This window comes from Hymenobacter crusticola (assembly GCF_002154225.1).
GTDB classification, from domain to species: domain Bacteria; phylum Bacteroidota; class Bacteroidia; order Cytophagales; family Hymenobacteraceae; genus Hymenobacter; species Hymenobacter crusticola.
The window spans coordinates 286440-312427 of the sequence record NZ_MTSE01000005.1 but is presented as its reverse complement, the minus strand read 5'-3'; the positions used below and the strand labels follow the sequence as shown (position 1 = coordinate 312427).

The window sequence follows — 25988 nt, the reverse complement described above, 5'->3', positions numbered from 1 at the left end:
TTATGCGTCTTTTTCTTGGCTATATTCTGAGCGTCAGTCTGCTAGTTGGGGGTTGTGCCCGTCCGCACAACCAACCGGCCGCAGCCTCGACCTCAGCGGCAGCTACCTTTACCAACCCGCTGCTACCCTCCGGCGCCGATCCGTGGACTACTTACCACGACGGCTACTACTATTACACCAACACCACGGGCCACAACCTCACGCTTTGGAAAACTAAAAGCCTTGCGGAGCTGAACACGGCCGAGAAAAAAGTGGTGTGGACGCCACCTGCCACTGGCCCCAACAGCCGCGACATTTGGGCGCCCGAGCTACACTATCTGCAAGGCAAGTGGTACCTGTACTACTCAGCGGACGCGGGCACCAACCAAACGCACCGCGTATGGGTGCTCGAAAATAGCTCTCCCGATCCGCTACAGGGTACTTGGACCGACCGCGGAAAGATCGCAGACCCTGCCAACGACAAGTGGGCCATTGATGGGTCGGTATTTGAGAACAACGGCAAGCTGTACTTTATTTGGTCGGGATGGGAAGGTGATACAAATGGGCGCCAAAACATCTACCTAGCCCCTATGAAAAACCCCTGGGCGTTGGCTGGGCCCCGAGTGCTCGTATCGACCCCCACGTACGATTGGGAACGAAACGGTGATCTGAACAGTCCCAACGACCCAGCTCACGTCGACGTCAACGAAGGGCCTGAGGTATTGCGGCACGGCAACAAGCTGTTTTTGGTGTATTCAGCCAGCGGTTGCTGGACCGATTTTTACGCCCTCGGGATGCTGACTGCTTCGGCAAACAGCGACTTGCTTAACCCAGCTTCCTGGAGCAAGACGGCGACGCCCGTTTTTCAGCAGTCGGCCGCTACTAAAGTGTACGCACCTGGGCATAACTCCTTCTTCACGTCGCCCGACGGCAAGCAAAACTGGCTTCTCTACCACGCCAACGATGAGCCAGGCCAAGGGTGCGGTCGTTTCCGCTCGCCAAGAATGCAGCCCTTCACGTGGCGCGCCGATGGCACCCCCGACTTCGGCACGCCCGTACCAACCGGACAAGTGCTGGCGCAGCCACCGGCGGCACGTAAGTAAGCAGAGATAAATAAAAAGAGCCCCTAGCTCATCATGTCAAGTTGGTGGCATGGTAAGCTAGGGGCTCTTTGTTGTTGGCCCTGCAACCACAAAGGCCCTAGGTAGTACCCTGAAAATCGGGGTTGCTACTGGTTTCAGTTGTTGCCAAAATACCTTCGGTACTCTTCGATATAACCCAGCCCGAAATATTGATAGCTGGCCCGAAGCTGGCTTTCAAGCTCAGGAAGAGTGCAACAAAGCAGCACACGCTGCTAGGCTAGTTTTTCCAGCAGCGGTAATTCCGTAGATAGCTCGCTGATGCGTGAGAAAAGCTACTTACTGCGGAGTAGTAGGCTTTGGGAATGCTTGGTAAACTTCGGCTAGCTGCTGCCAGCGCTGGCTCATTGCCTGCACGCGTTCTGGCTGTTGAGAAGCTAAGTTCTTAGTTTCGGACCGGTTGTTTCGGAGGTCGTACAGTTCCCAAGGTGCTTGGGCATTCAGGCGCACGATTTTCCAGTCTTGCTGCCGGAACGCGGCCGCGCCGAAGTGTTCCCAAAATAGCTCTGGGTGCAGGCGTTGGGTGGGAGCCTTGGCCGAGGTCAGCAGCGGCACAAAGCTTTTGCCGGGGCTAGGGGTGATGCTCCGACCTTGGTACGTGCTAGGGTAAGGGGCTTTAGCCAGAGCTAGGCACGTGTTCATCATGTCGATTACGTGCAAGGGCTCGCGTACAATGCGACCGGGTTGTTGCACGCCCTGGGGCCAGTGCACAATCAAAGGAGTGGTAATACCGCCCTCATGTTGCTTCGCCTTGTAGTAGCGAAACGGCGTGTTGAGGCTGTGGGCCCATACTTCTCCGATACCGGCGTGCACCAGCTCGCCGTTGGGCAACACTTCCTTCTGCTTCGGGAAAGCTACCGTCTGCCCAGTGCGGGTGCTGCCGGCGCGGTCGAAGCCGGGCCCAAACTCCGTCGGGTCTTCTGGGCTAGCTCCGTTATCTGACATAAACAGGATGATGGTGTTGTCGAGCTGTTTCGTGCGCTTGAGCTCAGCAATCAGGTGGCCAATGTTTTGGTCCATGCGGTCGACCATGGCGGCGTGTACGGCCATGGCGTGGGCGTCCCACTGCCGGTTTGGGTTGGTGGCCCAGTCTTTAGCAGGGAACATAAACTCGGGCAGGGGCGTGGTAGCCGCATCAAACAGCTTTAGATCTAGGAGGCGCTGGTAGCGCTGCTGGCGCAAGGCCTGCCACCCATCCTTGTACATGTTCTCGTATTTTTTGATATCCTCGGGCAGCGCCTGAACCGGCCAGTGCGGAGCCGTGTAGGCCACGTACATGAAGAAGGGCTTCTGCGATTTCGTAAACTGGTTGACGAACGCAACAGCTGAGTCGCCAAGAGCATTGGTGTAGTAAAAGTCCTTCGGAACCGTTTTCACCGGCTTGTTGCCGTACACTAAGCTGAACGGATCGAAGTAATCGACCACGCCCCAAATGGAGCCGTAAAACTTATCGAAGCCACGGGCAGTAGGGTAGGTCTTAAGATCGGCAAAGTCGCCGAACTCTTGCTGGTGAGCTAGCCACTTGAGTTGCTCTGCCTTGTCTTTGCGCTCCACGGTTTCGGAGATGTGCCATTTGCCCACCATGCCCGTTTGGTAGCCTGCCGAGCGGAGCGCTTCTGCAATGGTCACGGTATGCTCGTTGAGCGAACCCACGTAGCCAGGTGCTCCTTCATTGAAGGTCATCTTCCCAATGCCGGCTTGGTGTGGATATAACCCCGTGAGCAACGAAGCACGGGTTGGGCAGCACCGGCCCGCGTTGTAGCACGCGTTGAAGCGAAGTCCGCCTTGGGCTAGCTGGTCTAGGTTGGGTGTGCTAATCTCTCCGCCGTAACAACCTAGATCAGAATAACCTAGGTCATCGGCCATAACGATGATGATATTTGGGCGTTTGGTTTCTTTCGAAGGAACCAGTGTAAGTGCGCTGGTACTAACAACCGCCACGAACCCCAGAAAAGCAGCTACTGCTCGAAAGGAAAAACGACTAGTAGTTTTTGTTCGCATGGTGAAAGAGCATAAGTCATACAAGATGGAGCAGTGGCACCTGCAAGAAGCTTCCTAAATCCCTTGCAAATAATTCGCTGCCTACTTTGCCGCTACAAAGGCAGCATGCTTCTATACCGAATAGATTATCACTCGCTAATCGCATGAGCCTTGTAGGTAAGCACACTCAATTGAGAACAGTATTTTGTATTTTTTAAAGATATTTTCTTTGCTAATTCGTTTAAGCAGAGTGGAAATGGCATAAGCGTATTCGAAACAGATCCGTTGCTTTATACGGATTGCAATGACCGAATATTGTGCGAGCTACAACCTTAGCGCGAGGGCGAGGATTGTGGTTTAAATATGCAAACGATTGCTTTGATCACAAATAATCCTTGCGCTAAGCAATGCGAACAGGGTTGCTAGCACAGCCAGCAGTAGAGGAAGTATTCTCAGGTTCCTTTCGCTCTAGCCGTTTTACAGCAATGGAAAGAGGAGAGAATCTATTTTGTTCTATAAGCTTGATAATGACATAGTAACGTTGCTAGTAGACGAAATATTCACGATCTATCACTGAGGACAAGACTTCGATAGACTCTGGTTTCTAGTAGTATGAATTTTCTTGCAAACGTTTGCACATAGTATAGGCTTTTATAGCTTTACCCTCGAACCCTGTCTGCTGCTAGGATAGCAATGCCACCATCCGCTCCGGAATTCCACCTCGTTGGCTATTACATCGCACTAGTGTTCCTCACAGTGGCATGCAGCTGGTGGGCGGTCATGTCCATTATAGCCGTCGGTGGTATACAAGGTGGTCAATGTCAAAGTGTTATTACGTCGGTAATTTTCGAAACGGCGCCTAATTGTACGGTTGTGCCGTCCTATGCCTTGCGCAATACAGAAGGCGCCTTAGCTGCTATTACCAACTATAGCGGCGCGCTCACGAAGCTGTTCGTGTCAGCCCAGGAACGCAACCTAGGTACTGCCCCATGTGGCTTGGACGGCTTGGCTAGCTATGCCCGCCCCAGCAATCGGTACTTCGGCGATACCACCCGCAACTTCCTAAAAGGTAAGCTGCGGGACATAGGTAGCGTAACGGCTGGACAGCACTACGGCTTTGCACGTGAGACGCAGCACTTTTCTGATTCAGACAACCAACTGGCTTTTCCGAGCACCGTGCTGCGACCTAGCGAAACGTTTTGCTCAAGTACGAAATGTCGCTTTAATGTGCGCCAGCAACCTAGGTATCACACCTAACTGATTTATTATCAACGCCACTATCATACGGCGTACGCTCACTCTAAATATTTTTCCAACCACAGACTCAAGCCAGAGCCGATCGGTTCTTTCACTTTTTTTCCACGAAAAATGTTGCTCAAAAAGACTACCCTGCTACTGCTCATGAGCGGGATGAGCTGGTCTCAGCTTCAGGCTCAAACCCTGCGCCCTCCGGCTTACCCACTTGTGACGCATGATCCGTACTTCAGCGTATGGGCCTTTCAAGATGTGCTGACTGACGCTCCAACGCGGCACTGGACCGGTGAGGCCCAAAGTCTGGAAGGGGTGGTGCGGGTAGATGGGAAGGCCTACCAGTTTATGGGAAAAGCTAGCCAGCAGTATCGCGCCATCATTCCGATTGTGGGCGAGCAGCCTTACCGGGCCCGTTATACGTTCACGAAACCTGCCGCAGGGTGGGAGAAGACCGACTTTGCAGCTACTGCGTGGAAAGAAGGCGCGGCACCGTTTACCGATAACAAAGGGCTGAATGGCACTACCTGGACGGAAGGCGACATTTGGGTACGCCGCACGGTGCGCGTAGCTAACCCGCGCGCAGCGGGGCAAGTGCGCCTCCTCATGGAACACGACGACGACGTGGAAGTGTACCTGAATGGGGTGATGCTTACCAAGCAAACCGGCTTCAACAGCAAATACGACTTCTTCACCATTCCGGCCGCGGGCTTGCAGGCCTTGCACGCTGGCGACAACGTGCTGGCTATGCACGCCAACAGTCCGCAGGGTGGGGAATACCTCGACGCGGGCCTCTACGAAACCTTGCCCGATCAGACGCAGATAGGTACTGCTCGCCAAACGGCCGTAACCGTAACGGCCACCCAAACGACCTACACTTTCGCCGCCGGGCCGGTGCAGCTGACCGTCAACTTCTTGTCGCCGCTGCTGCTCGATGAGCTGGAAACCGTAGCCCGGCCGGTGAGCTACGTGACGTACACGGCCACCGCCACCGACGGTAAAAGCCACGCCACCCAGGTCCTCCTCACCGAGGCCGGTACCCTAGCTTCCAACACGCCCTACCAAGAAGTGACTACCCGCGCCGGCTCGGCTGGCAACATGCGTTGGCAGTCAATGGGTACTACGGCGCAGCCCTTACTGAAGAAGGCCGGCGACAACATCCGCATCGACTGGGGCTACGCGTATATAGCAGCGCCAAGCGGAACGCTTAGCGCCGGCAACCCGCAAGCGCTAAAAACTAGCTTTGCTCAGAAAGGAACGCTGCCCGCTGCTCAAACCCAGCCAGGCCAAGCCCAGCGTGTGGCCCAAGTCGCTATGCTGGACCTAGGTAGCGTATCTGCCAAGCCCGCCGAGAAGCACCTGCTGTTGGGCTACGATGAGCAATACGCCGTGCAGTACTTTGGCCAGAACCTGCGCCCTTGGTGGCGACGCGACGCCAGCATGACGATGGAGAAAGCGCTGCAAGCCGCTGAAGCCGATTATACGCGTCTGCGCAAAAAAGCCACTGACTTCGACAAGAAGCTGTATGCCGATGCGCAAGCCGCCGGCGGCCAGAAGTACGCCGACTTGTGCCAGCTAGCATATCGTCAAGCCATTGCGGCGCATAGCATTGTAGCCGGCCCCAAAGGCGAGTTGTTCTTCTTCTCGAAGGAAAACTTCTCTAACGGTTCCATTGGTACCGTGGACGTGACTTACCCTTCGGAGCCCATGTTTTTGCTCTACAACAACGAGCTAGCCAAGGGTATGCTGCGCTTCATCTTCGATTACTCGGAGTCGGGGCGGTGGAAAAAGGACTTCCCGGCTCACGACGTAGGAACGTACCCCTTGGCTAATGGGCAAACCTACGGCGAAGATATGCCCGTGGAAGAAGCCGGCAACATGCTGATTCTGACTGCGGCTGCGGTGCGCATGGATGGCAAAGCCGACTTTGCCCGCGAGCATTGGCCTACGCTCACCAAGTGGGTGGGCTTCCTGAAGCGCGACGGCTTCGACCCAGCGAACCAGCTTTGCACCGACGACTTTGCCGGGCACCTAGCTCGTAATACCAACTTGTCGCTGAAGGCTATTATGGGCATTGCCTGCTACGCGCAAATGGCCCAGCAACTCGGCGACCAGAAAACGGCCACCGAACACTTTACCCTGGCCCGCCAGCTAGCCGGCAAGTGGCAGGAGATGGCCAAAGACGGTGACCATTATGCGCTCACCTTCGACAAAACTCCCGGCTCCTGGAGCCAGAAATATAACTTGGTGTGGGATAGAGTATTGGGCTTGAATATTTTTCCGCCAGAAGTGGCGCAGCAGGAGCTAGCTTTCTACCTGAAGCACCAGCAGCGCTACGGCCTACCGCTCGATAGCCGCCGCACGTACACCAAGTCGGATTGGATTATGTGGACAGCCACGATGACGAAGAGTGAAGCCGATTTCCAAGCGTTGGTGGCGCCCGTGTGGCAGTTTGCCAACGAGACCCCCAGCCGGGTACCGCTCAACGACTGGCACGAAACCACCGATGCGAAGCAAGTAGGGTTCCAGGCCCGCTCCGTAGTAGGTGGCTACTTCATGAAAATGCTGGATCAGCAGTTGAATGGCAAAGGCGCCGTTCCGAAATAACGGTAGCAGCCGGTAGTCGTGACCTAGCTCGGTAGGGTTTGGGTGCTGCCAGCAAAGCACCAGGCTGGGTCACGAGATAAGGGCATTTCAGGCCCGTCATTCGGCTGTAACAGCCGAGCGGCGGGCCTGACGTGTGTACAAGCTAGCTTAAGCTAATAAAGGTAAATCAGAAGCTAACGCTAGTAAATCGCCCTGTATTTCGCGCCTTACCCAAATCACCATCCGGCGACAATTGCGCGAGCTGCACCGGCAGGCGTTCGTGTTTTTTACCAAGGGCGACAACGTCTCCAACCTCAACAAGGTAATGGCTTATGTCGTGGAAAACGAATCCACGAACCGCCTCAAAATTGTGACGGTGCTGCGGGAGGGCGAGGCATTTCCGCAGGAGCTGATTACGGACATCCCATTTCCCCTACCAGATTTCCGAGCCAGGTGGCGTCCGGCTGATTATTTAGAAGGTAATCGTTGAACGTAGCAAGCTAGTTCATTCGAGCTACTTCCTGCAAAAGGGCCAAGTAAGTACTAATTGCCTTCGGCTAAAACCGGGTTTACTTGGAGTGCTGAGCAACTTTGTTGGCTAAGGATAGTATCCGTTTGTAGGTCGTTTGATAGCGCATTGCGCCGATATAGCCGAGCGGCTCAATTCATCGGTACCACAGAAACGCACGCCTACCTTCGCCTGAATGCCTACTTCCCCTACTCGCTATGCTAGGCTGCTTGCTTGGCTTGATCAGCATTTTCTCCAGCGGCTCTACACCGACCGGGTGCGGCGGCTTATTCTGCAAAGCTTTCCCTTCTGGTTTGCTTCCGTTATTACGGGCATCGTAGCTGTGGGCTACGAACGCTTATTTGAGTGGGCCGAGCACACCAGTTTCACCTGGCTACGGCGTGAGCCCCTGCTCGCTTTTGGCCTTACGCCGCTTGCTTTTTTTGTTTCGTGGGTGCTGGTACAACGCTTCGCGCCCGCCGCTCGCGGCAGCGGCATTCCGCAGGTGATGGCCAGCATCGAGCTATCGAACCCCGCTAACTACCGACGGACGGGCTACTTACTTAGCCTGCGGGTAGTTTTCATTAAGGTGCTGAGTAGCGTAGCGCTGCTGCTAGGTGGTGGCGTAATTGGGCGGGAAGGGCCGACCATCCAGCTATCGGCGGCTATTTTTCGAGCTATCAACCGCTTGCAGCCAGCCGGTTGGCCGAAGCTTTCTCGCCAAATTGCGCTGGTGACGGGTGGCGCGGCCGGGTTGGCAGCCGCCTTTAATACCCCGCTGGGCGGTATCGTGTTTGTGGTGGAGGAACTCACCCAAATGCACCTAGCACGTTTCCGCATGGCAGTGTTTTCGGCAGTCATCGTGGCGGGCCTCACGGCGCAGGCAATCCTAGGGCCCTACCTGTACCTAGGTTTCCCGAAAGTGACGGCGCACGCGGGTTGGTTTCTGGCTACGGTTGTGCTGGTAGCCATTATCTGTGGTTTGGCGGGGGCCGTGTTTGCCAAAGCGTTGCTGTGGCTAGGGCACTACCGCCGCCGGTTCGATACTTTCGCCAAGCAGGCGCTGTGGGTGCTGGGCTGCGGCTTGCTGATGGCCCTACTAGCCTACGGGGTAGGGCAAGAAGGCGTGGGCACTGGTAAGCCTATTATCAACCGGCTTTTGTTTCAGAATGATGGACAAACGCCTTGGTACTTGTTTCCCGTGCGTTTCATGGGGATGGCGCTGAGCTATAGTGGGGGAGGAGCCGGGGGGATCTTTGCTACTTCCCTGAGCGCGGGTGCTATTCTGGGCGATGCCCTGGCCCGGCTGGGCATGGTGCCCATAGAAGACCGTAACCTATTGATTCTGGTGAGCATGGTCAGCTTTCTAACGGGTGTAGTTCGCTCCCCCTTCACGGCGGCTATCTTGGTACTGGAGATGACAGACCGGCACTCAGCTATTTTTCAGCTGCTGCTCAGCGGAATGATGGCGCAAGCCGTTGCTTCCTTGGTCGATCCGCACTCTTTCTACGAGCACCTTAAAGCGGGATTCTTGCGCGAAGCGTTGGCCCAGCCAGCACCGCCGGTCGCGCCACGCACCACTCGGCCGGCACAGGAATAACCTTGGTTTAGTGAATAGCAAGCTTACTAAGCCCTGAGGTTTCTTGTGTTCCTTGACCAAAGCCGCCACGATAGTCGATAGGAGGTCTACGCCAACCCTCGTTGCCTGTGTGTAAGTCTTCGAGTGGGCCGCTGCGTATAAGTGTATCTGCCGAAGCAGTTTGTGCTAAATCTTGCCGCACTGTGCGGTGAGCATTCGCTAAGCAGCAGCTACCTAGGTTGGTGCCACGTCCACGCCAACGCGACAACATGTGTTACTAGACAAGCGGAGGCGAAGTAGTCATTCATCCACAGGTTGTTACGCGTTGTGCATGAAGAGCAGTGAGACAATAGGAAGACGCACACGAGAAGTGGGTACTGGTACATGTTTTTCGCGCTTATTGCAGCATATTTTGCGCTCGTGCGTACGCACAGTACGTGAAACTAGAAGCTGCTGAAGCGTTCTGGTACGCGCCTATCTGTTTTCTTACTGCCTATGGCTCTTACTCAACTCGTCCGGCCGTTGGTGCGGCCTTTCGCAGAATTCTTCCGACGTGAAGCGGCCGGTGGTATAGTTCTCTTATGTAGTGCCGCGCTGGCGCTGCTGCTCGCTAACACGAGTTGGGGCATTGCGCGCTACTTTCCCGCTGTGTGGGACGAACATTTGGGCATCGCTTTTAATGGCTGGGCCCTCGACAAGAGCCTGTTACACTGGATTAATGATGGGCTCATGACCATCTTTTTTCTGATTGTCGGGCTGGAGATTAAACGTGAAGTACTAGAAGGCGAGCTTTCTTCCTGGCGCCAGGCCGCTTTGCCCATTGCTGGCGCTCTTGGCGGGATGCTGCTGCCGGCGCTGCTATTCACCCTTTTCAACCGCGGTACCCCCACGGCCAGTGGGTGGGGCATTCCGATGGCAACTGATATTGCCTTTGCTTTGGCCGTTTTGCAACTGCTTGGCTCGCGCGTGCCGCTAGGGCTGAAAATATTCCTCACGGCCTTGGCCATCGTCGATGACCTAGGGGCGGTGCTCGTTATTGCTGGTTTCTACACCCGCGAGCTGCACCTGCCCTTTCTTTACTTAGCCGCCGGCACGTGGGCAACACTGTTGCTCCTAAACTGGCTAGGAGCCCGTAGTTTATGGATTTACCTGCCGCTAGGGGTGCTGCTGTGGTACTTCACCATGCAGTCGGGCGTGCACGCCACGCTGGCCGGCGTGCTGCTCGCGGGAGCTATCCCATTTCGCATTGGCCACGAGCGGCCCGTGCTGCTACGGCTGCTCAACGACCGGCTGAATTACCTAGGCGATGAGGCACGCACGACCGAAGCCGACCCGCGCACTATTAGCGAGGAGCTGGAGCATCTGGCAACCGTTATCAGCTCACCGGCTCAAAAGCTGGAGGAACGGCTGCACTCGGTGGTCAGCTTTGGCATCATTCCGCTGTTTGCTTTCGCCAACACGAGCTTGGCGCTAGATGCTTCTGTGCTGGGTGAGCTATTTTCCCCTTTGGGGCTAGGTATCTTAGCTGGGCTAGGGCTTGGCAAGCCACTGGGTATTGGGTTATTGTCGTGGGGTAGTGTGCGCTTGGGCTGGGCAACATTGCCGCCCGGCGTGTCGTGGCGCCATCTGTGGGGAGCGGGCGTCTTGGGTGGTATCGGCTTCACGATGTCGCTGTTTATCACCTTGCTAGCTCTGGGCGAACATTCCGAAGGCGAAGCTGTGGCCAAATTTGCTATTCTGGTCGCTTCCCTGCTTTCGGGCACGGTAGGCTACTTATTGCTGCGCAGCGCTCCCGCTATTTCGGAATCGTGAGCAATAAACTTCAGCACAGTTTGCTACCCAGGAGAGCGAGCATTAAGGCTATAGTCCATCAGTGGCAATGAAATAGCGAGCTTCCCTCAACGCTTATCGTCAGTTGTGATGCTAGGAGACACAAAAAGAGCTAGGCCAAAAGGCCTAGCTCTTTTTGTGGTAGGAAGGGGACAAACTTAGTTCGTGCCGCTGGTGCTGCCGGTGCCGTTAGCCTTTTTCTCAGGAGTAGCCGCGCTGGACTGCATCTGCATTGGGTTCGGTACCGCTTGCTGCTGTTGCTGGAATAGCTCGAACCGCGACGGCGCTAGCTTGCGGGGGAAGCTATTGTTGCTCAGGTCGGTGTCGGCGGTTTGCAGATAAGGGTCGAGGGAGAAAGCCACGACGGGCTTTTCCGTTATGAAGACCTTCGTAACCACTTCGTTGTTCTTGCGCCAGATTTCGGCCGGAATGTTTACCAGTTCCTGCTTGCCATCCTCGTAGGTCATCTGCACGATAACAGGCATAACCAAGCCACCTAGGTTGCGCAAATTTACTTCATAGAACTGCAGGCCGTTGTTGAGGCGCTTCTGCTGCTCGGGGCTCAGGGTCTGGATATACTTTTGGTAACGAGCACGGTCGGCGTCGGTGGTGGCCGTCGGGTCGTAGGTGTTGTAGAAGTCCTTGAGTTCGGGCTTATCATCCACCAGCGTCTTTTGCAGGTCGGTGAGGTTGCGTTGCTGGGTAATGGTTTTGGGTGCCGCATTGATCATTTCCCGTTTGCGGGCATTCTCAATTTCGGGGTTCTTCGAGTCCACGGTGTACCACTTCACGCCCTCAATGCTAAGGTCGGTGTGGTCGGTGCCGTAGAACCAGCCGCGCCAGAACCAGTCGAGATCCACGCCCGAAGCATCTTCCATGGTGCGGAAGAAGTCGGCCGGCTCGGGATGCTTGTAGGCCCAGCGCCGCGCATACTCTTTGAAGGCGTAGTCGAACAGCTGCCGGCCCATCACCGTTTCGCGCAGCACGTTCAGCGCGGTGGCGGGTTTGCCATACGCATTATTACCGAGCTGCAATACCGACTCCGAGTTGGTCATGATCGAGTTTTGCAGGTTCTTATCCATGCTCATGTAGGGCACGATGTTCTTGGGCTCGCCGCGGCGCGAGGGGTAGTCGCGCTGCCACTCCTGCTCGGTCAGAAACTGCACGAAGCTGTTTAGGCCCTCATCCATCCACGTCCACTGGCGCTCATCGGAGTTGATGATCATGGGGAAGAAGTTGTGACCAACTTCATGAATAATCACCGAAATCATTCCGTACTTCCGCTCTGCCGTGTAGGTGCCGTCCTTCTCGGGGCGGCCACCGTTGAAGCAGATCATGGGGTACTCCATGCCGCCTACTGGCCCGTGCACCGAGATAGCAACCGGGTACTCGTACGGAATCGTAAACTTCGAGTACGTCTTGATGGTGTGGGCGACAACCTGCGTCGAGTACTGACCCCACAGCGGGTTGCCCTCTTTGGGGTAGTAGCTCATGCACAGCACATCCTTGCCGTTTTGCTTGATCCCTAGGGCATCCCAGATAAACTTGCGTGAGCTGCACCACGCAAAGTCGCGTACGTTTTCGGCGGCAAACGTCCAAGTTTTGGTGCCTTTGGCGCGGCTCCGCTCAGCCGCTACGGCTTCGGGCTGCTCCACAACCAATACTGGCTTCGTGGCTGTTTTGGCTTGTACTAGGCGCTTGCGCTGAGCGGCCGATAGCACTTGGTCGGGATTTACCAGAACGCCGGTAGCGCCTACTACGTGGTCGGCGGGAGCCGTAATGCTCACACGATAGTCGCCGAAGGGCAGCGTGAACTCGCCCTGACCTAGAAACTGCTTTTGCTGCCAGCCCTTGGCGTCGTGATACACGGCCATGCGCGGATAGAACTGCGCAATTTCGTAGAGATAGTTTTTGTCCTCGGGGAAGTACTCGTAGCCCGACCGCTCGCTGATTTTGAGCTGGTCGTTGATGTTATAGTGCCAAGCTACGCTGAACGTCACCGACTGCTTGGGCCGCAGGGGCGTGGGCAAGTCGATGCGCATCATGGTGTGGTTGATGGTGTGCGGCAGGTCTTTGCCACCCTTCATCTTCACCGACTCAATCTTGAACCCACCGTCGAAGTCCGACTTCATTAGGTAGTCCATCGCCTGAAACGACATTTTCTCCTGCACCTGCGCCACCTGCGTGGCGGTGGTGATGGAGTTCTTGTCCAACACGTTCTGATCGAGCTGCACCCACAAGTAGGTCAATACGTCGGGCGAGAGATTGGTGTACGTAATATCCTCTGAGCCCGTAATAGCCTGTTTCTCATCGTCGAGCTTCACGCGGATGTTGTAGTCGGCGCGCTGCTGCCAGTAAGCGTGGCCGGGGGCTCCGCTGGCCGTGCGGTACTCGTTGGGCGTCGGCAGCAGCGTTTCGAGCTGCGCAAACTTGTCGGTGCCGGAGTTGGTGGTTTGGGCCCGCAACGGCGTAGCAGCCAGCCCGAGGGCGCCAGCTGCTAAAAGTAAGTGTTTCAGCATATTAATGAGAGTATTTCGAAACGGCGGAAAAACAAATATACAAAAGCCAGCGCCAGAACGTGCTTACAGACAAACCCCCGAAAAGCAAGTTGCACGCAGAAGCTAGGCTGCCCGTTCTTTCCACGTCAAACTCCTAGCAGGAGCACCACGGCAATGCCGGCTGCCGCGCTGCTCGTCGCCAAGATCCAGTCGCGGCGCCCTACCCCGAATACTTGCAGCACCGTAAAGCCTGCCAGCAGAATAAGAAGCACAATAAGCAGTTGGCCGAGCTCCACCCCTAGGTTGAACGCTAGCAGCTCCAGCACGGGGCGGCTCTGGCGGCCAAGCAGTTCGCGTAAGTAGCTCGAAAATCCTAGCCCATGGATCAGCCCGAAGACGGCTGCGAGTAAGTTGGGTAGCGCCAGCACAATTGGCCTATCCCGCAAGGAGTTGCGGTCGAGGCGGCGCGACTCCTCACGGCTGGCTTGCCGGATGTTCAGCACGCACGTTAGCAAGATGGTAATCGGAATCAGCGTCTCAATCACTTGCGCGTTGTAGTGCACAAAACCTAGGGTGGCGAGTGCCAGCGTGAGGCTGTGCCCCACGGTGAAGCTCGTTACTAGGGCCACCACCCGGCGCCAATCAGCCAGCACGTAAGGCGCACACAGGGCCAGCAGGAACACGAGGTGGTCGTAGGCCTGCTGGTTGAAGATGTGGAAGAAGCCGAGTTTGAGGTAAGTCTGAAAAACGGAAATCATGCCCTAAAGCTAGGCTTCTCCCGAAATATCAGCCGGTACATCCACTCATCTTAGCGCTAGCACAGCTGGTTTTGACAAAATTTTACTGCCTTTTCTGCCCTAGCTCCTTTGGGCTGTGTGAGCGTTTATTCGGTAGCCAAAGGTCTTTGCTAGCATGAAAAAGGCCCGCTAAACTTGCTAGCGGGCCTTTTTGCACCATAGGTATGTGCTGCACGTGCTACTCCCGCACAATCCGGCGCACATCGGTGCTGCCTTGGCTTTGGGCCCGCAGGATATATACGCCCGAAGCTAGCTTGCCAAGCGGCAGCATTTTTTGGGTTTGACCAGCTTGCACCGTGGTCGAGAAGAGCGCCTGGCCTAGGGCGTTGCACAGCGTTAGGTGCACATCTTGCGCGTAGCCCCCTAGCGCTACCATTAAGTTGCCGTCGGGCGTGGGGTTAGGATAAACCTGGAACGACGTGCCGGCTAGTGGCTGGTTAGCCGCCGTTACGGTGAGCCGTTCGCCCTTAAACAGCACGTCTTTCAGCAAAGAATAACGGCCGGCGCTGGTGGTGCCCGCTGAGAAGTATAGGCGAGCCGTCAGCTTCTGGCCTGCGCCAAGGGTGAGTCCAGTTGTGCTATTCAAGGGGTAGCGAAAGACGGTTGTCACGCCGTTGGTCTGGTTGGCCAGTACCAGCGGGCTTGCAAAGGTGCCGAGGCCCGTGCTGCTGTTTAGGCTACCCGCCGGCCCGCGGCCGCCCGTCAGTTCTGTAGAGTCGGATACGAAGCCACTGCGCGAAACCAAAACAGCTAGGCGACCATTAGCTGTGCCGTAGAAACCCGCCGTGAACACCAGGGAGTCGAGCCGAACAGAGGTGCTATTGGGCGAAACCGTTACCGTGAACTCCTCATAATACCGGCGGTTTGGGTTGCTGCTGGGGCTAGGCACCCACGTCCCATCCCCGTTGGCCGAAGCGCCTAGCGCCTGGCCGAAGGCCTTGGAATACGCCTTGATAGTCGGTACTGTTGTACCATTCGACACGTAGAAATTGCGCAGCGTGGAGTTGCTGGCGGCTACACTAGCGTTGCGGACGGCAGTGCTGTCTTGGTTGTTCGCCTTGAGCGGCCACCACTGAAGCGGTACCGATACGGGCTGTGGCGTATTTACCTTCGTGCCGGTCACGGCTACGTTCACCGGGGCAGCGGCGGTGCTGGTGTGCACAATGTTGCCGCTGTATGTGCCCGCGGCTGTAGCATTCAGCCGCACACTAATAGTGGTGTTAGCTAAGGTATTATTCGTTTGGGCAAGAACGAGGGGCATCGCCGAGGTATACCACGTTGTACCGTTGGCCGACACTTCGTAATTAGCCGGCGGCGTGATGGTTACGTTGCCCAGCAAGTTTGTGCCCGCCAGAACGTAAGTCTGCGGAGCCGAAGGGCCGTTGCTGTACTGCGCAAACGCGTTAGTACCACCCGTGATGGTAATAGTAGGCACGCTCGACACCTGAATGGTAGGAGTCGTATGCGTGGCTAGGCCCGCCTTAGAAGCGCGCAGATAATAATAGTAAACGTTGCCGGCCGCTGGTATCGCGTCGGTTGCCTGGAAGTTGTAGGTGGAGTCGTTCTGGGCCGTGGTTTCGTAGATTTTGTTGAAACTCACATTGTCCGATGAGCGGAACAACTCATACTTAATCTGGCTCGCGGCCCAGCTGATATTCCAGTCGATGGTTGCTTGCGTGGCGCCCTTCGCAGCTCGGAAGTTCGAGACGGCAATATCGGGCGTGTTCATCGTTGTGCAGAAGCCGGCGGCGACGGCGCATGGGTCCCAGGCGCCAAACAGCTTGGCTTTCACATACTGGGCGGTATCAGTAGCTGTGAGTTGCTTCGACCACGGCACGCGCTGGGTTACTGGCACCAGCTTGCCGTTGAAATAGCGGGTCTGGTACTCGGCGTAGGTAATCTTCGTCACGTCGGTGCCAGCGTCCCACGTGACCCAGCCGGCAGGCAAGATCTGGTTGGCGCCAATCGTGGTTTTCAGGAACACTACTTTGTTTTCGGCTAGTGGTGAGGAGCCCGTTGAGTTCTGCCAGGGCCGACCTAGGTAGTACTGCGTGCCGCCCGTATTCGAGGGGATTTTGGCGTTGCGGAACACGTAGCCATATGCCTGGCCGGGAGGAGTATTAGCCGCAGTGATGAAGGAGCTGCCCGCCGTCGTGCGCGTCTTGGCGTAGATCACGCAGTTGTCGAACAGCGCAATTGCGTTGCCGAAGATGAAGTCCACGTTGCCATCGATGTAGCAATCCTTGAAGTACTGACGGCCGTTGCCATAGTTGAGCAACGTGTCTTGGTTGCCTTGAAACCGGCAGTTCTTAAACGCTGCCCGATCGGCGTATAAACTCACGGCTACTGCTTGCGACCCATCGCCGAAGGAGTTGACGAACGTGATGTTCAGCGCCGAAAAATCAGTGGCATTCACTGTCACGCTGCCCGAGCCACCGGTGCCTAGGGTGCCACCCGTGCCGTTTGGGGTGTTGGCGTTGTCGTTCCAGGTCAGGATAGTGTTGGCCACACTCTCCCCGATGAGTTGCACGAAGGGCTTAGTAGCTGGCACCGTTACCTTCTCTTGGTAAAGGCCATTCTTGATAAAAATGGTGTAAACCGATGTGCGGCCCGTTGGTACGGCATCAATCGCCGCCTGCACGGTCCTGTAGTTGCCGCTGCCATCTTTTGCCACTACCAGGTCGTAGGCATAAAGCGGAGAGCAAACGGCTGAGCAAAGCAGCACTAGGCAAAGTAAAAGCCAGCGCTTGCCGTAAGTTAGGGTCGCAGAAGGAGTAGAGGGTGAGAGCATAGAAGGAAGTTTGGTGGGGTTAGAAATAAGCAGCAAGGCATATTAACGGGGTTTGCTGCTAATGAGCCGGGCATATGTAGAAAAATCTGTGCAATCGTTCCCGGCAACGATTGCACAGATTTAACTTTTTATATACTTGCTCGAAATCTTCCCGTTTCTGTTGTCATTCGAGAGACAAAAGCTTACAAACAATACTTGTTAGCTGGTAGATAAACAAAGCACAGGAACTTCGTTTTAGCCTAAGTACTCACGCTGTGTCACAACTACTTGTAAACACAGCAAGGCCCCGCTGACTAGCTGTCAACGAGGCCTTGCTGGTATTATGTAATAATAAAGCCTAAGAGGGCTAGCTTAGAACTTCACCTTCACGAGGTCGAACTGTGCGGCAGTGCTTTGGTAAGGATAAAGCACATAAGCATCCGAGATGCTGCGACGCGTGATAGTTGTGGGGCTGGTTGGACCGGTAGCAAAGCTCCCCGTAGCGCTAGTGGTTGCCCAGGAGTCATTGCTGGTCAGGCGGAACACGGTGCTCTGCGAGCCTGATACTAGTAGCAACGTTTTGGGGTTGAGCAACAACAAACCATCGGCGCCTACTACGCTCTGGCTGCTGGTAACGCGGGTAAAGCTCTTGGGGTTGTTGATCGGTACTTTAAACAACACACCTTCCGTCGTTTTAGCCACAATTAAGTAACCATCAGGGTGAAACACGATGCCATTCAGCCCAAAGCCAGTAGTGGCACCTAGCTGCGCATCTTCCAGGAAGATAGAGGCATTGCCCTGCTGATCGACTTTATAAATAATGGGCGAGAAGCTGTCGGTTACGTAGGCGTTGCCCTCAATATCCACGGCAATATCATTGGCGAAGTGCCGTTGATCGGGCCGCAAGGCACCTAGGTTCACGTAGTTGACGAGGTTGCCGTTGTTCGAGTTGAAAATAGCCAAGGCCGCCAACTTGTTCAGCGTGGCCGGCGAAGTACGGGTAGTGTTCGAGCCGTTGTCGGACACGGCGGCCAGCAAGCGGTGGCGAACCGGGTCGATGTTCAGGCCAATGGTGGAGATCAACCGGGAGTCGTCGCCGAATACGGTGTAAGTGCCATCATCTTCCACGGCACCAACGCGACCTAGCCGGCGCGAGCTCACCAAGAAGCGTTGGTTGAGCTCGTCGTACTGCACGCCTTCCGGGAAGATGCCCGACTGTGCAACAGTGACTTTGTCAGGAGTAAAAGGGTTGGGCAGGGTGCCATCTTCCGAGCACGAGGACAGGAAAGAAGACGTGCCAGCCGCCAACACGGCGAGCGAGAAAAAGCGGCGTAAGGCAAACCGTTTGGTTTGCTGAAGAAAGAAAAAGTTGGGCATACTGGGTAGGGTTAAGGTGTAGTAGGTAAGAAGTAGGTTGCGGTGTTCCTATACGAGCCTAGGATGAGCTGCGATTGCCTTGAGACACAATTATATACGCACTAAGGCAAGACTACGCAAGCTAGGCCACTATTTCCCGCGAAGCGAGGCGGCTTTTGTGGGCCCAGTAAGATAACGCCTGCAAGCTATACTTAGGAAGAATTATTGCTATAGCCGCATGACCTATTATCTGGAATATTCTTTTTTCTAATCATAGCATATGATAAAAACCCTACTTATCAGTGGTTTGCTGAGCGTGTGTGTTGGTAGCGCGTTAGCCCAAGCTCCTTCCAGCAATCTGAAGTCCGAGACGTTTAAGCAGCGTCTACGCGCGCAGTACCTGAACAACGACACTGCGCAAGCCATTATCAACTTATATGGTCGGCGACAAGCGGGCGGCGCCAGCTGGATTTTCTCGTCGGCTTTGGTCGGCGCCAGGGCTGCCACTGCTTCCAATAGTACGACGGTTAATAATGCGTACGTAGTGCAAGATAACAGCAGCAATGGCGCGGCAGCAGCTTTGGTATTGGTGCCATTTGCGGCCTACGGGCTAGGCAAGATGCTGCACTACAGCAACGGCAACCTAGAGAAAACGCTCACGGCTTATGCCTCGGGGCAGCCGCTAGCCCGCAGCACCCGGCGGAAGCTCAAACGGCGGTTTTTCAACCAGCCTATTATTCAATACAAATCAGTTGACTACAAACCCGCTAAATAGCTAGCTAGGTATTTATGCTTAAATCAGTTTGCTTATTCGTAATCCTATTGCTGTTTAGTACGACGCTCTTTGCTCAGTCGATGAGTACGAGCGTGCCTGCTGCACCAACGACCACCTCGTCTGCTGATTCAGGCGCGGTACTGCTGTTCAACGGCTGGTACTTGCCGCGCTACCAACCCAAAAGCGCGGAAGCCGACACAACGGGGGCATTACTAGCTATGTTCCGGCGTCGCCGCGTAGCTGGCTATGCCTTCACCATTCCCTTCATCGTGGGCATGTCGTTGGCGCTGCCTATTTCTAGTACGGATAGCTACGGTCGCACCACCGTGGCCTCGGAAGCCATATCACCGCCCCTGGGTATTGCCGTGTTGGCGGGTACGGTCGCGGGGTTTGTTGCCCATGCCAATACGTATAACAAAAAGCATCTGCTCACCGTGGATCATGCCTACGCTGCTGGCAAGGCAATACCGGCCAAGTATCGGCGCGGCCTAAAGCAGCAACACTTTGACGAGGCAGCCTACCTACGAGAAGCGCTACGGCAGCAAATGCAGCGCGAGCAGCTACAGACGAGCAATACGCCTAAGTAATACACCGGGTAGTAGGACATCAGCAGTAGCCCCACCAGTGCAATAGCTACGTTGTTCAACTAATGAATGCAAAGCTAGGAAGCTGAAGAAAAAGCTAAAGCCGCTTTGTAGATTGACTCCCCAGGAAACAGAACAGCCCCGCCGACCTAGGTCAGCGGGGCTGTTCTGTTTACCAATCACAAAAAGCTAGGTCTTATAACCCAGGAATCTGCACGTCTACGTTCTCGAAGCGAACCTGACCATCTTGCAGCACGGCTTCCACCACCGCGTCTTTGCTCACGCGACCCGAAAGAATGTCCTTCGACAGCTCGTTCAAAATCACACGCTGCAACACGCGCTTCAAGGGGCGAGCCCCGAACTGCGGATCGAAGCCTTGCTCGCCCAGGAAGTCGAGTACCTCGTCGGTGGCTTCTAGGCGGATGCCGGCTTCTTCCAGGCGCTGCTGAATCTGGCGGAACTGGATGTCCACGATGCGGCGGATTTCGCGGCGCTTGAGCGGCTGGAACATGATGATTTCATCAATCCGGTTCAGGAACTCAGGGCGCATGTGCTGCTTGAGGCGGTCGACAACTTCCTCGCGGGTGCGGTCCACCACTTCATCATGGTTGTACTCATTCAGCTCTTTGAAATTCTTCTGAATGATGTCGGCCCCGGTGTTAGAGGTCATGATGATAATGGTGTTCTTGAAGTTCGCCACCCGGCCTTTGTTGTCGGTGAGGCGGCCATCATCCAGCACTTGCAGCAGGATGTTGAACACATCGGGGTGGGCCTTCTCAATCTCGTCGAGCAAGATCACCGAGTACGGCTTGCGGCGTACGGCTTCCGTCAGCTGACCACCTTCGTCGTAGCCCACGTAGCCGGGAGGTGCCCCGATGAGGCGCGACACGGCATGACGCTCCTGATACTCACTCATGTCGATGCGCACCATGGCGTTTTCGTCGTTGAACAAGTACTCAGCCAGGGCCTTAGCTAGCTCCGTCTTACCGACACCGGTGGTGCCCAGGAAGATGAACGAACCAATGGGGCGGCGTGGGTCTTGCAGACCAGCCCGCGAACGGCGCACGGCATCCGAAATAGCCGCAATGGCTTCCGACTGACCGGCTACGCGCTTACCTAGCTCAGCTTCCAGATTCAGAAGCTTTTCCCGGTCGCTGGCGAGCATCTTGCTTACGGGGATGCCCGTCCACTTGGCTACTACTTCGGCAATGTCCTCTTGGGTCACCACCTCTTGCAGCATCGAGCCACCGTCTTTGTTTTCGCTGGCCTGGGTTTGCAGTTCTTTCAGCTTAGCCTCCGCTTCCTGAATCTTACCGTAGCGCAACTCGGCTACGCGGCCGTAGTCGCCTTGGCGTTCGGCTTGCTCGGCTTCCACCTTGAAGCGGTCGATGCTTTCCTTCACCGTCTGGATGTTGGTCAGCACGTCCTTTTCGCCTTGCCACCTAGCTTTAAGGTCGTCGCGCTTGGTAGCTAGCTCCGCAATTTCCTTGCTGAGCACGGCTTCCCGGTCGCGGTTGTCTTCGCGGCGAATGGCTTCACGCTCAATCTCCAGCTGCATGATGCGGCGCTGCACTTCGTCGAGCTCCACAGGCATAGAGTTCAGCTCGATGCGGAGCTTGGCGGCAGCCTCGTCCATCAGGTCGATGGCTTTGTCGGGCAGGAAGCGGTCGGTGATGTAGCGCGAGCTGAGCTCAACGGCGGCAATCACGGCATCATCCGTAATGCGCACGCCGTGGTGCAGCTCATACTTCTCCTTGATACCGCGCATGATGCTGATGGCGTCCTCAATAGTCGGCTCATCCACCATCACGGCCTGGAAACGACGCTCCAGCGCCTTGTCCTTCTCGATGTACTTCTGATACTCCTTTAGCGTGGTCGCACCAATGGAGTGCAGCTCGCCGCGGGCCAGGGCTGGCTTGAGCAGGTTGGCCGCGTCCATCGCGCCTTCGCCGCCCGCACCGGCACCAATCAAGGTGTGCATCTCGTCGATGAACAGAATGATCTGACCTTCCGAGTCCGTTACTTCTTTGATAACGGATTTGAGGCGTTCCTCAAACTCGCCTTTGTATTTGGCACCGGCAATCAGCAAGCCCATATCTAGGCTCATGATCACCTTGTCTTTCAGGTTTTCGGGCACGTCGCCGGCCACGATGCGCTGAGCTAGGCCTTCCACAATGGCGGTCTTACCCACGCCGGGCTCACCGAGCAGCACCGGGTTGTTCTTGGTGCGACGCGACAAGATTTGCAGCACCCGACGAATCTCTTCGTCGCGCCCGATAACCGGGTCCATTTTGCCGGTCTTCACTTGCTCGTTGAGGTTACGAGCGTAGCGGTTCAGGCTCTGGTACTGGTCTTCGGCGGTTTGGCTGGTCACCTTGCGGCCTCCGCGTAGTTCTTTGATGGCGGCTTTCAGCTCTTTCTCCGAGAAGCCTGCATCTTTCATCAGTGTGGCGGTGCTGTCCTTGCCGCTGAGCAGCCCCAGCAGCAGGTGTTCCACCGACACATATTCATCGTCAAATTCTTTCAGGTAGTTCGTAGCCCGTTGCAAAGCCGAGTTGGCCTCGTTCGACAGGTACGGCGACCCGCCGCTCACCTTCGGATAACCGTTCACGATGGTATCCAAGCGGGTGTTGAGCAGGTTCTGGTTCGCACCTAGCTTCTTGGTGAGGAAGCTAACTACGTTCTCATCCGATTTCAGAATTCCCTTCAGCAGGTGGCCCGTCTCGATGGCCTGCTGCTGGTTGGCGCCGGCAATTTCGGTGGCCTTCTGCACAGCCTCCTGCGCCTTGATGGTATAGTTATTAAAGTTCATTTTGCTTCGTCGTTGGTAGATACCTCGGGTTAAGAAGTTCTACGAGGGACATAGCAAATGAGGTGCAGAAGAGCTTTTTGTGACGTTTTGGCTGGAATAGGTAATGAGATTTTAGTGAAAGAAGACGTTATGTCTTGTGTTTCTGCTGCTAACAAAGACATAAGTACCATCTGTAATTTACAATAGGAATTGTATAGCCAGCTTGAAAAAAGCCAAGTGCTATGAAATGGGCTCACTCAGGTAAGCCTATTCCATGGCACTTGGCTTAACTAGATTATAAGCTATTGTACAGCTTGACGTTTACCAAATACATAACCTACATATAACTGGAACGCGTTATTACGCATATCTTCAGTTGCGTAGATTTTGCCGTCGGAAATGGCAGGCTTATTCATCCGTGTAATTCCTCCATTATAGCGAAATCCAATTCGGGGCCCACTAGCGAGCTGATATCCTAAACCAGCTACATAACCTATATCAAATTTCTCATACAGATCCCTCTCTTTGTACCTAGTGCCGTACCACTTAGAAACTACTTGGATTGTATAGCCGAACTGAGGACCAGCTTCGAAGAAAGCACCAGTTGAACCGGTTGAAATTTTTGCCAGAATAGGCAGATCGAGGTAGGAAAAAATCGTTTTTATTTTGGGGGCAATCTTATTCTGAGCTCCTTTTTGCGAGTACAGTAATTCTGCTTCTAACGAAAGTTTATTAATAATGCTCGCCTCTGCTGTCACTCCGCCGTGAAAGCCCACTCGGTAGGCATTGCTAGCGGAGGTAATTTGGGCGTGATCTACTCCATTAAGCTTAGTATACGAAGGACCAGCTTTGATACCTAGATGTACTTGTTGAGCCATTGTAGTTGATACGCTGGCAGCTAGGAAAATAGTGAAGACTAGTTTTTGCATGATATATAAGAGTGTATTCTGTGCAAAACTAGTTGAAGAATTGATGAATTATTGATAAATTATATTATTTTATTACTAACTATAGAAATGTACTTAATGAAGCTACCATCCTAATTATATCGCTTAAGAATTATGAATGTTTCCTGTGCTCAGTCAGCTTTGTAATCCCTATTACTTGTATTATTCAGTAGCCTATGACCATCGACCTGCGCGGTATCACCAGCAAACCCGCCTTTCACGAGCTAGTGAAGCGCGAGCTAGGTTTCCCAGAGTGGTATGCCGTGGGTTGGGCAAGTTGGGATGCCTTCTGGGACTGCATTGTGGCGGTGGTGCAAATGCCACCGCAACTGACATTCACGAACTGGCAAGAGTTTGAGCAGACGTGTCCCAAAGACATGGGCATCTTACGGCAAGTGATGCATGACTACGAAGAGTATAAGCCAGGCTATCATATGAACCTAGCCTAACAACTCTAGGTACTTGACTAACAAGCCTGTCAGCCTCCGCGCTTTCTTGAACTAGATTAAGTTTTTCCTGCGTGGCGGGGCGGACCTTTGTCGCATCATCAACCCCAAAAACACCACGACGATGCGACTCAACCTGCAGCAAATCGATCCTGAGGGCTACAAAGCCATGTTCGCTCTGGAGAAATACCTGAGCACGAGCAAGCTCACGGCCATCCAGAGGGAACTCATTAAAGTGCGGGCTTCGCAGCTCAACGGCTGTGCCTTCTGCCTCAACATGCACACCCGCGACGCCCGCAAAATGGGCGAGACCGAACAGCGCCTGTACCTCGTATCGGCCTGGCGCGAAACCACCCTGTTTACGCCCGAAGAGTGCGCCCTGCTTGCCCTCACGGAAGAAGTGACGCTCATTGGCCAGCACCACGTGTCGGATGCTGCGTATGCACAAGCCGCTGCGGTATTCGATGAGCACACGTTGGCACAAGCCATTATGGCCATTGTGGTGATTAATGCTTGGAACCGGATTGCTATTACGACGGAGATGCCCGTTGAGGCCTAGGTCGTCGGTTAACGAAAGACTTGGAAGACTTGGAACACCACAAAAAAGCGCCGCAGCTGACTAGCTACAGCGCTTTTGGGTATTACGCTCTCGGTCTACGGTTTAAAAACCTAGGCCTAGGGCAAAACCGGTGGCTGAGGCGTTGAAGTCACCGACGGCCGTGGCCGCGCCGGTGTTAAGATTAATGCGGTAAAGCTTGGTGCTGCCACCCGACGTGAGCAGCGCATACGGCGTACCGCTGGCGCCACCGATGTCGAAGCCCGTAGCGGCTTCCACGTTCACCCCTAGGTTGCCTACTTCCACCAGCGTGCCGTTGTTCGGCGGGTTCTGGGTGTAGAGCTTGTCGGTGTTCACGTCGAGGTCATACAAGGTCGTGCTGGTGGCGCCCGCAAAGTTGTTGGTATAAGCTGCGCCCGTCACGGCCGGGGTGCCGGGGTTCAGAGCGCCATCGACGGTGGTTACGCCGTCGGCGGGGTTCACGCGCAGGTTTTGGCCGGTGTTGCTCACAATGCGGATGCGGTCAACGGTAGGGTTGAAGTCGACGCCGAAAGAGGTGCCCACCAGCGGTGTGCTCAGCGTGGCCACCACGGCCGCCGCCCCCGACGACGTGTTGAGGGTAAGCACGCGGCTGTTGCTGCTCACGGCGTACAGCTGGCCATTTACGGGGCGGAAGTCGATGCCGACGATGGTTTCGCCAGAAGCTAGGCCCGTGATAGGCTTAGCAATAGCTGTGGCAGGCTTCTCAGGATTGAAGATCAGCAGGTTGTTGGTCGCGCTAACGGCGTAAGCTACTGGCTGCGTCGGGATGGCAATGCCGGTGTACGCTTTGTTGTACACGGAAATGATGCTCGCCTTGCCCGTCGCTAGGTCCACGGAGAAGAGCGTCGCCTTTCCCCCTACGTTATAAAGAGCAAGCGCCTTATCGGTGTCGGGCGCAATATCAAAGCCACCGTCGCCGGAAATAGCTAGGTTCAGCGAGCCAACTTCTACCAGCGTGCCGTCGTTGGGCGGCATTTGCTTGTAGAGCTTTTGCGAGGTGGCATCAATGTCGTAGAGCGTAGTCGTGGTAGACCCCGACACATTGCCGGTGTAGGCAACAGCAGTGATGCTTGCCCCCGCAGCGCCGTTGATGTTGCCATCGGTAGCTGCTACAGTGCCTGTTTCGGGGTTGAGGCGCAGATTCTGGCCAGTGCTCGTTACCAAGCGGATACGGTCAACGGTAGGGTTGAAGTCGAAGCCAGCGAGGGTGCCCGCCAAGGCTGGGGTAAAGGGACCCGCGCCTACTGGGCGGGCCGCACCTGTTTTCGGGTCGAGTACATACAAGCGGCTCGTGCTACCTAGGCCATAGAGCTGGCCCGTAGCCGGGCGGAAGTCAATGGCTAGAATGGTTTCGCCGGTTTGCAAGCCTGTGATGGCAGCAGCGCTAGCCGGCGTCTGTGGATTGCCCGCCGAAAAAGCCGTCAGGCGCACGCCATCTTCCAATGCATAGAAGGGCACGTCGAGGCTGCCATTGTAGCCCGGGAAATCGCCGTCGTCATCGCAGCTCGTTAGCGCGAAGAAAAGTGCAGCGAAGAAAGCTAGCTTTCTGAGGCGAAAAAGATTTTTCATTTAATCTG

Annotated in this window: 18 protein-coding genes; 10 read left to right on the top strand and 8 right to left on the bottom strand. The window is 55.3% G+C overall.

What is annotated here, in order from left to right:
• Positions 1-2 precede the first annotated feature (2 nt).
• On the top strand, positions 3-1082 hold the full coding sequence (locus tag BXP70_RS12615) for a glycoside hydrolase family 43 protein (RefSeq protein ID WP_086594434.1): 1080 nt from the start codon (positions 3-5) through the stop codon (positions 1080-1082).
• A 315-nt stretch (positions 1083-1397) separates the two neighbouring features.
• Here BXP70_RS12615 and BXP70_RS12610 read toward each other — a convergent pair whose 3' ends face one another.
• A complete protein-coding gene (locus BXP70_RS12610; RefSeq protein WP_086594433.1) occupies positions 1398-3119 on the bottom strand; it encodes an arylsulfatase in 1722 nt (573 codons plus the stop codon).
• A 759-nt stretch (positions 3120-3878) separates the two neighbouring features.
• Here BXP70_RS12610 and BXP70_RS12605 point away from each other — a divergent pair.
• The 5 genes from BXP70_RS12605 (at position 3879) to nhaA (ending at position 10831) form a co-directional block, all read left to right on the top strand.
• Positions 3879-4355: a hypothetical protein gene (locus BXP70_RS12605; protein WP_086594432.1), complete on the top strand. Its 477-nt coding sequence runs from the start codon at positions 3879-3881 to the stop codon at positions 4353-4355.
• 111 nt (positions 4356-4466) lie between these two features.
• Positions 4467-6953 carry a glutaminase family protein gene (locus BXP70_RS12600; RefSeq protein WP_086594431.1) on the top strand — a complete coding sequence of 829 codons (2487 nt, stop codon included), beginning with the start codon at positions 4467-4469 and terminating at the stop codon, positions 6951-6953.
• Between the two features lie 232 nt (positions 6954-7185).
• Entirely contained in the window at positions 7186-7422 is a 237-nt protein-coding gene (locus BXP70_RS12595; protein ID WP_086594430.1) for a hypothetical protein, read from the top strand.
• Positions 7423-7636: 214 nt separating this feature from the next.
• The gene (locus BXP70_RS12590; protein WP_086594429.1) at positions 7637-9040 is read left to right on the top strand and encodes a chloride channel protein; all 1404 of its coding nucleotides are present in this window, start codon (positions 7637-7639) and stop codon (positions 9038-9040) included.
• Positions 9041-9514: 474 nt separating this feature from the next.
• Positions 9515-10831, top strand: a complete 1317-nt coding sequence (gene nhaA / locus BXP70_RS12585; RefSeq protein ID WP_086594428.1) for a Na+/H+ antiporter NhaA — start codon at positions 9515-9517, stop codon at positions 10829-10831.
• A gap of 176 nt (positions 10832-11007) precedes the next feature.
• Here the strand turns inward: nhaA and BXP70_RS12580 are convergent, their stop codons facing one another.
• From BXP70_RS12580 to BXP70_RS12565, 4 genes are all read right to left on the bottom strand, one after another.
• Entirely contained in the window at positions 11008-13368 is a 2361-nt protein-coding gene (locus BXP70_RS12580) for a M1 family metallopeptidase (RefSeq protein ID WP_086594427.1), read from the bottom strand.
• Positions 13369-13493: 125 nt separating this feature from the next.
• Positions 13494-14105 (bottom strand): HupE/UreJ family protein, encoded by a 612-nt coding sequence (locus tag BXP70_RS12575; protein ID WP_086594426.1) that lies wholly within the window; start codon positions 14103-14105, stop codon positions 13494-13496.
• Between the two features lie 217 nt (positions 14106-14322).
• A complete protein-coding gene (locus tag BXP70_RS12570) occupies positions 14323-16935 on the bottom strand; it encodes a pectinesterase family protein (RefSeq protein ID WP_086594425.1) in 2613 nt (870 codons plus the stop codon).
• A gap of 351 nt (positions 16936-17286) precedes the next feature.
• The gene (locus BXP70_RS12565; protein WP_086594424.1) at positions 17287-18291 is read right to left on the bottom strand and encodes a hypothetical protein; all 1005 of its coding nucleotides are present in this window, start codon (positions 18289-18291) and stop codon (positions 17287-17289) included.
• Between the two features lie 259 nt (positions 18292-18550).
• On the opposite strand from BXP70_RS12565, the gene BXP70_RS12560 reads away from it, so the two are divergent.
• Complete coding sequence (locus BXP70_RS12560; RefSeq protein ID WP_086594423.1) at positions 18551-19045, top strand: hypothetical protein; 495 nt, start codon at positions 18551-18553, stop codon at positions 19043-19045.
• Between the two features lie 14 nt (positions 19046-19059).
• On the top strand, positions 19060-19632 hold the full coding sequence (locus tag BXP70_RS12555; RefSeq protein ID WP_086594422.1) for a hypothetical protein: 573 nt from the start codon (positions 19060-19062) through the stop codon (positions 19630-19632).
• Between the two features lie 193 nt (positions 19633-19825).
• Here the strand turns inward: BXP70_RS12555 and clpB are convergent, their stop codons facing one another.
• Both clpB and BXP70_RS12545 read right to left on the bottom strand, forming a co-directional pair.
• On the bottom strand, positions 19826-22441 hold the full coding sequence (clpB, locus tag BXP70_RS12550) for an ATP-dependent chaperone ClpB (protein WP_086594421.1): 2616 nt from the start codon (positions 22439-22441) through the stop codon (positions 19826-19828).
• Between the two features lie 281 nt (positions 22442-22722).
• Positions 22723-23349, bottom strand: coding sequence for a porin family protein (locus BXP70_RS12545; RefSeq protein ID WP_086594420.1), 627 nt, complete (start codon positions 23347-23349; stop codon positions 22723-22725).
• Positions 23350-23543: 194 nt separating this feature from the next.
• Here BXP70_RS12545 and BXP70_RS12540 point away from each other — a divergent pair, with 194 nt between their 5' ends.
• Positions 23544-23816, top strand: coding sequence for a barstar family protein (locus tag BXP70_RS12540; RefSeq protein WP_086594419.1), 273 nt, complete (start codon positions 23544-23546; stop codon positions 23814-23816).
• A gap of 121 nt (positions 23817-23937) precedes the next feature.
• Positions 23938-24372 carry a carboxymuconolactone decarboxylase family protein gene (locus tag BXP70_RS12535; RefSeq protein WP_086594418.1) on the top strand — a complete coding sequence of 145 codons (435 nt, stop codon included), beginning with the start codon at positions 23938-23940 and terminating at the stop codon, positions 24370-24372.
• A 102-nt stretch (positions 24373-24474) separates the two neighbouring features.
• Here the strand turns inward: BXP70_RS12535 and BXP70_RS12530 are convergent, their stop codons facing one another.
• The gene (locus BXP70_RS12530; protein ID WP_086594417.1) at positions 24475-25980 is read right to left on the bottom strand and encodes a DUF4394 domain-containing protein; all 1506 of its coding nucleotides are present in this window, start codon (positions 25978-25980) and stop codon (positions 24475-24477) included.
• Positions 25981-25988: the final 8 nt, after the last annotated feature.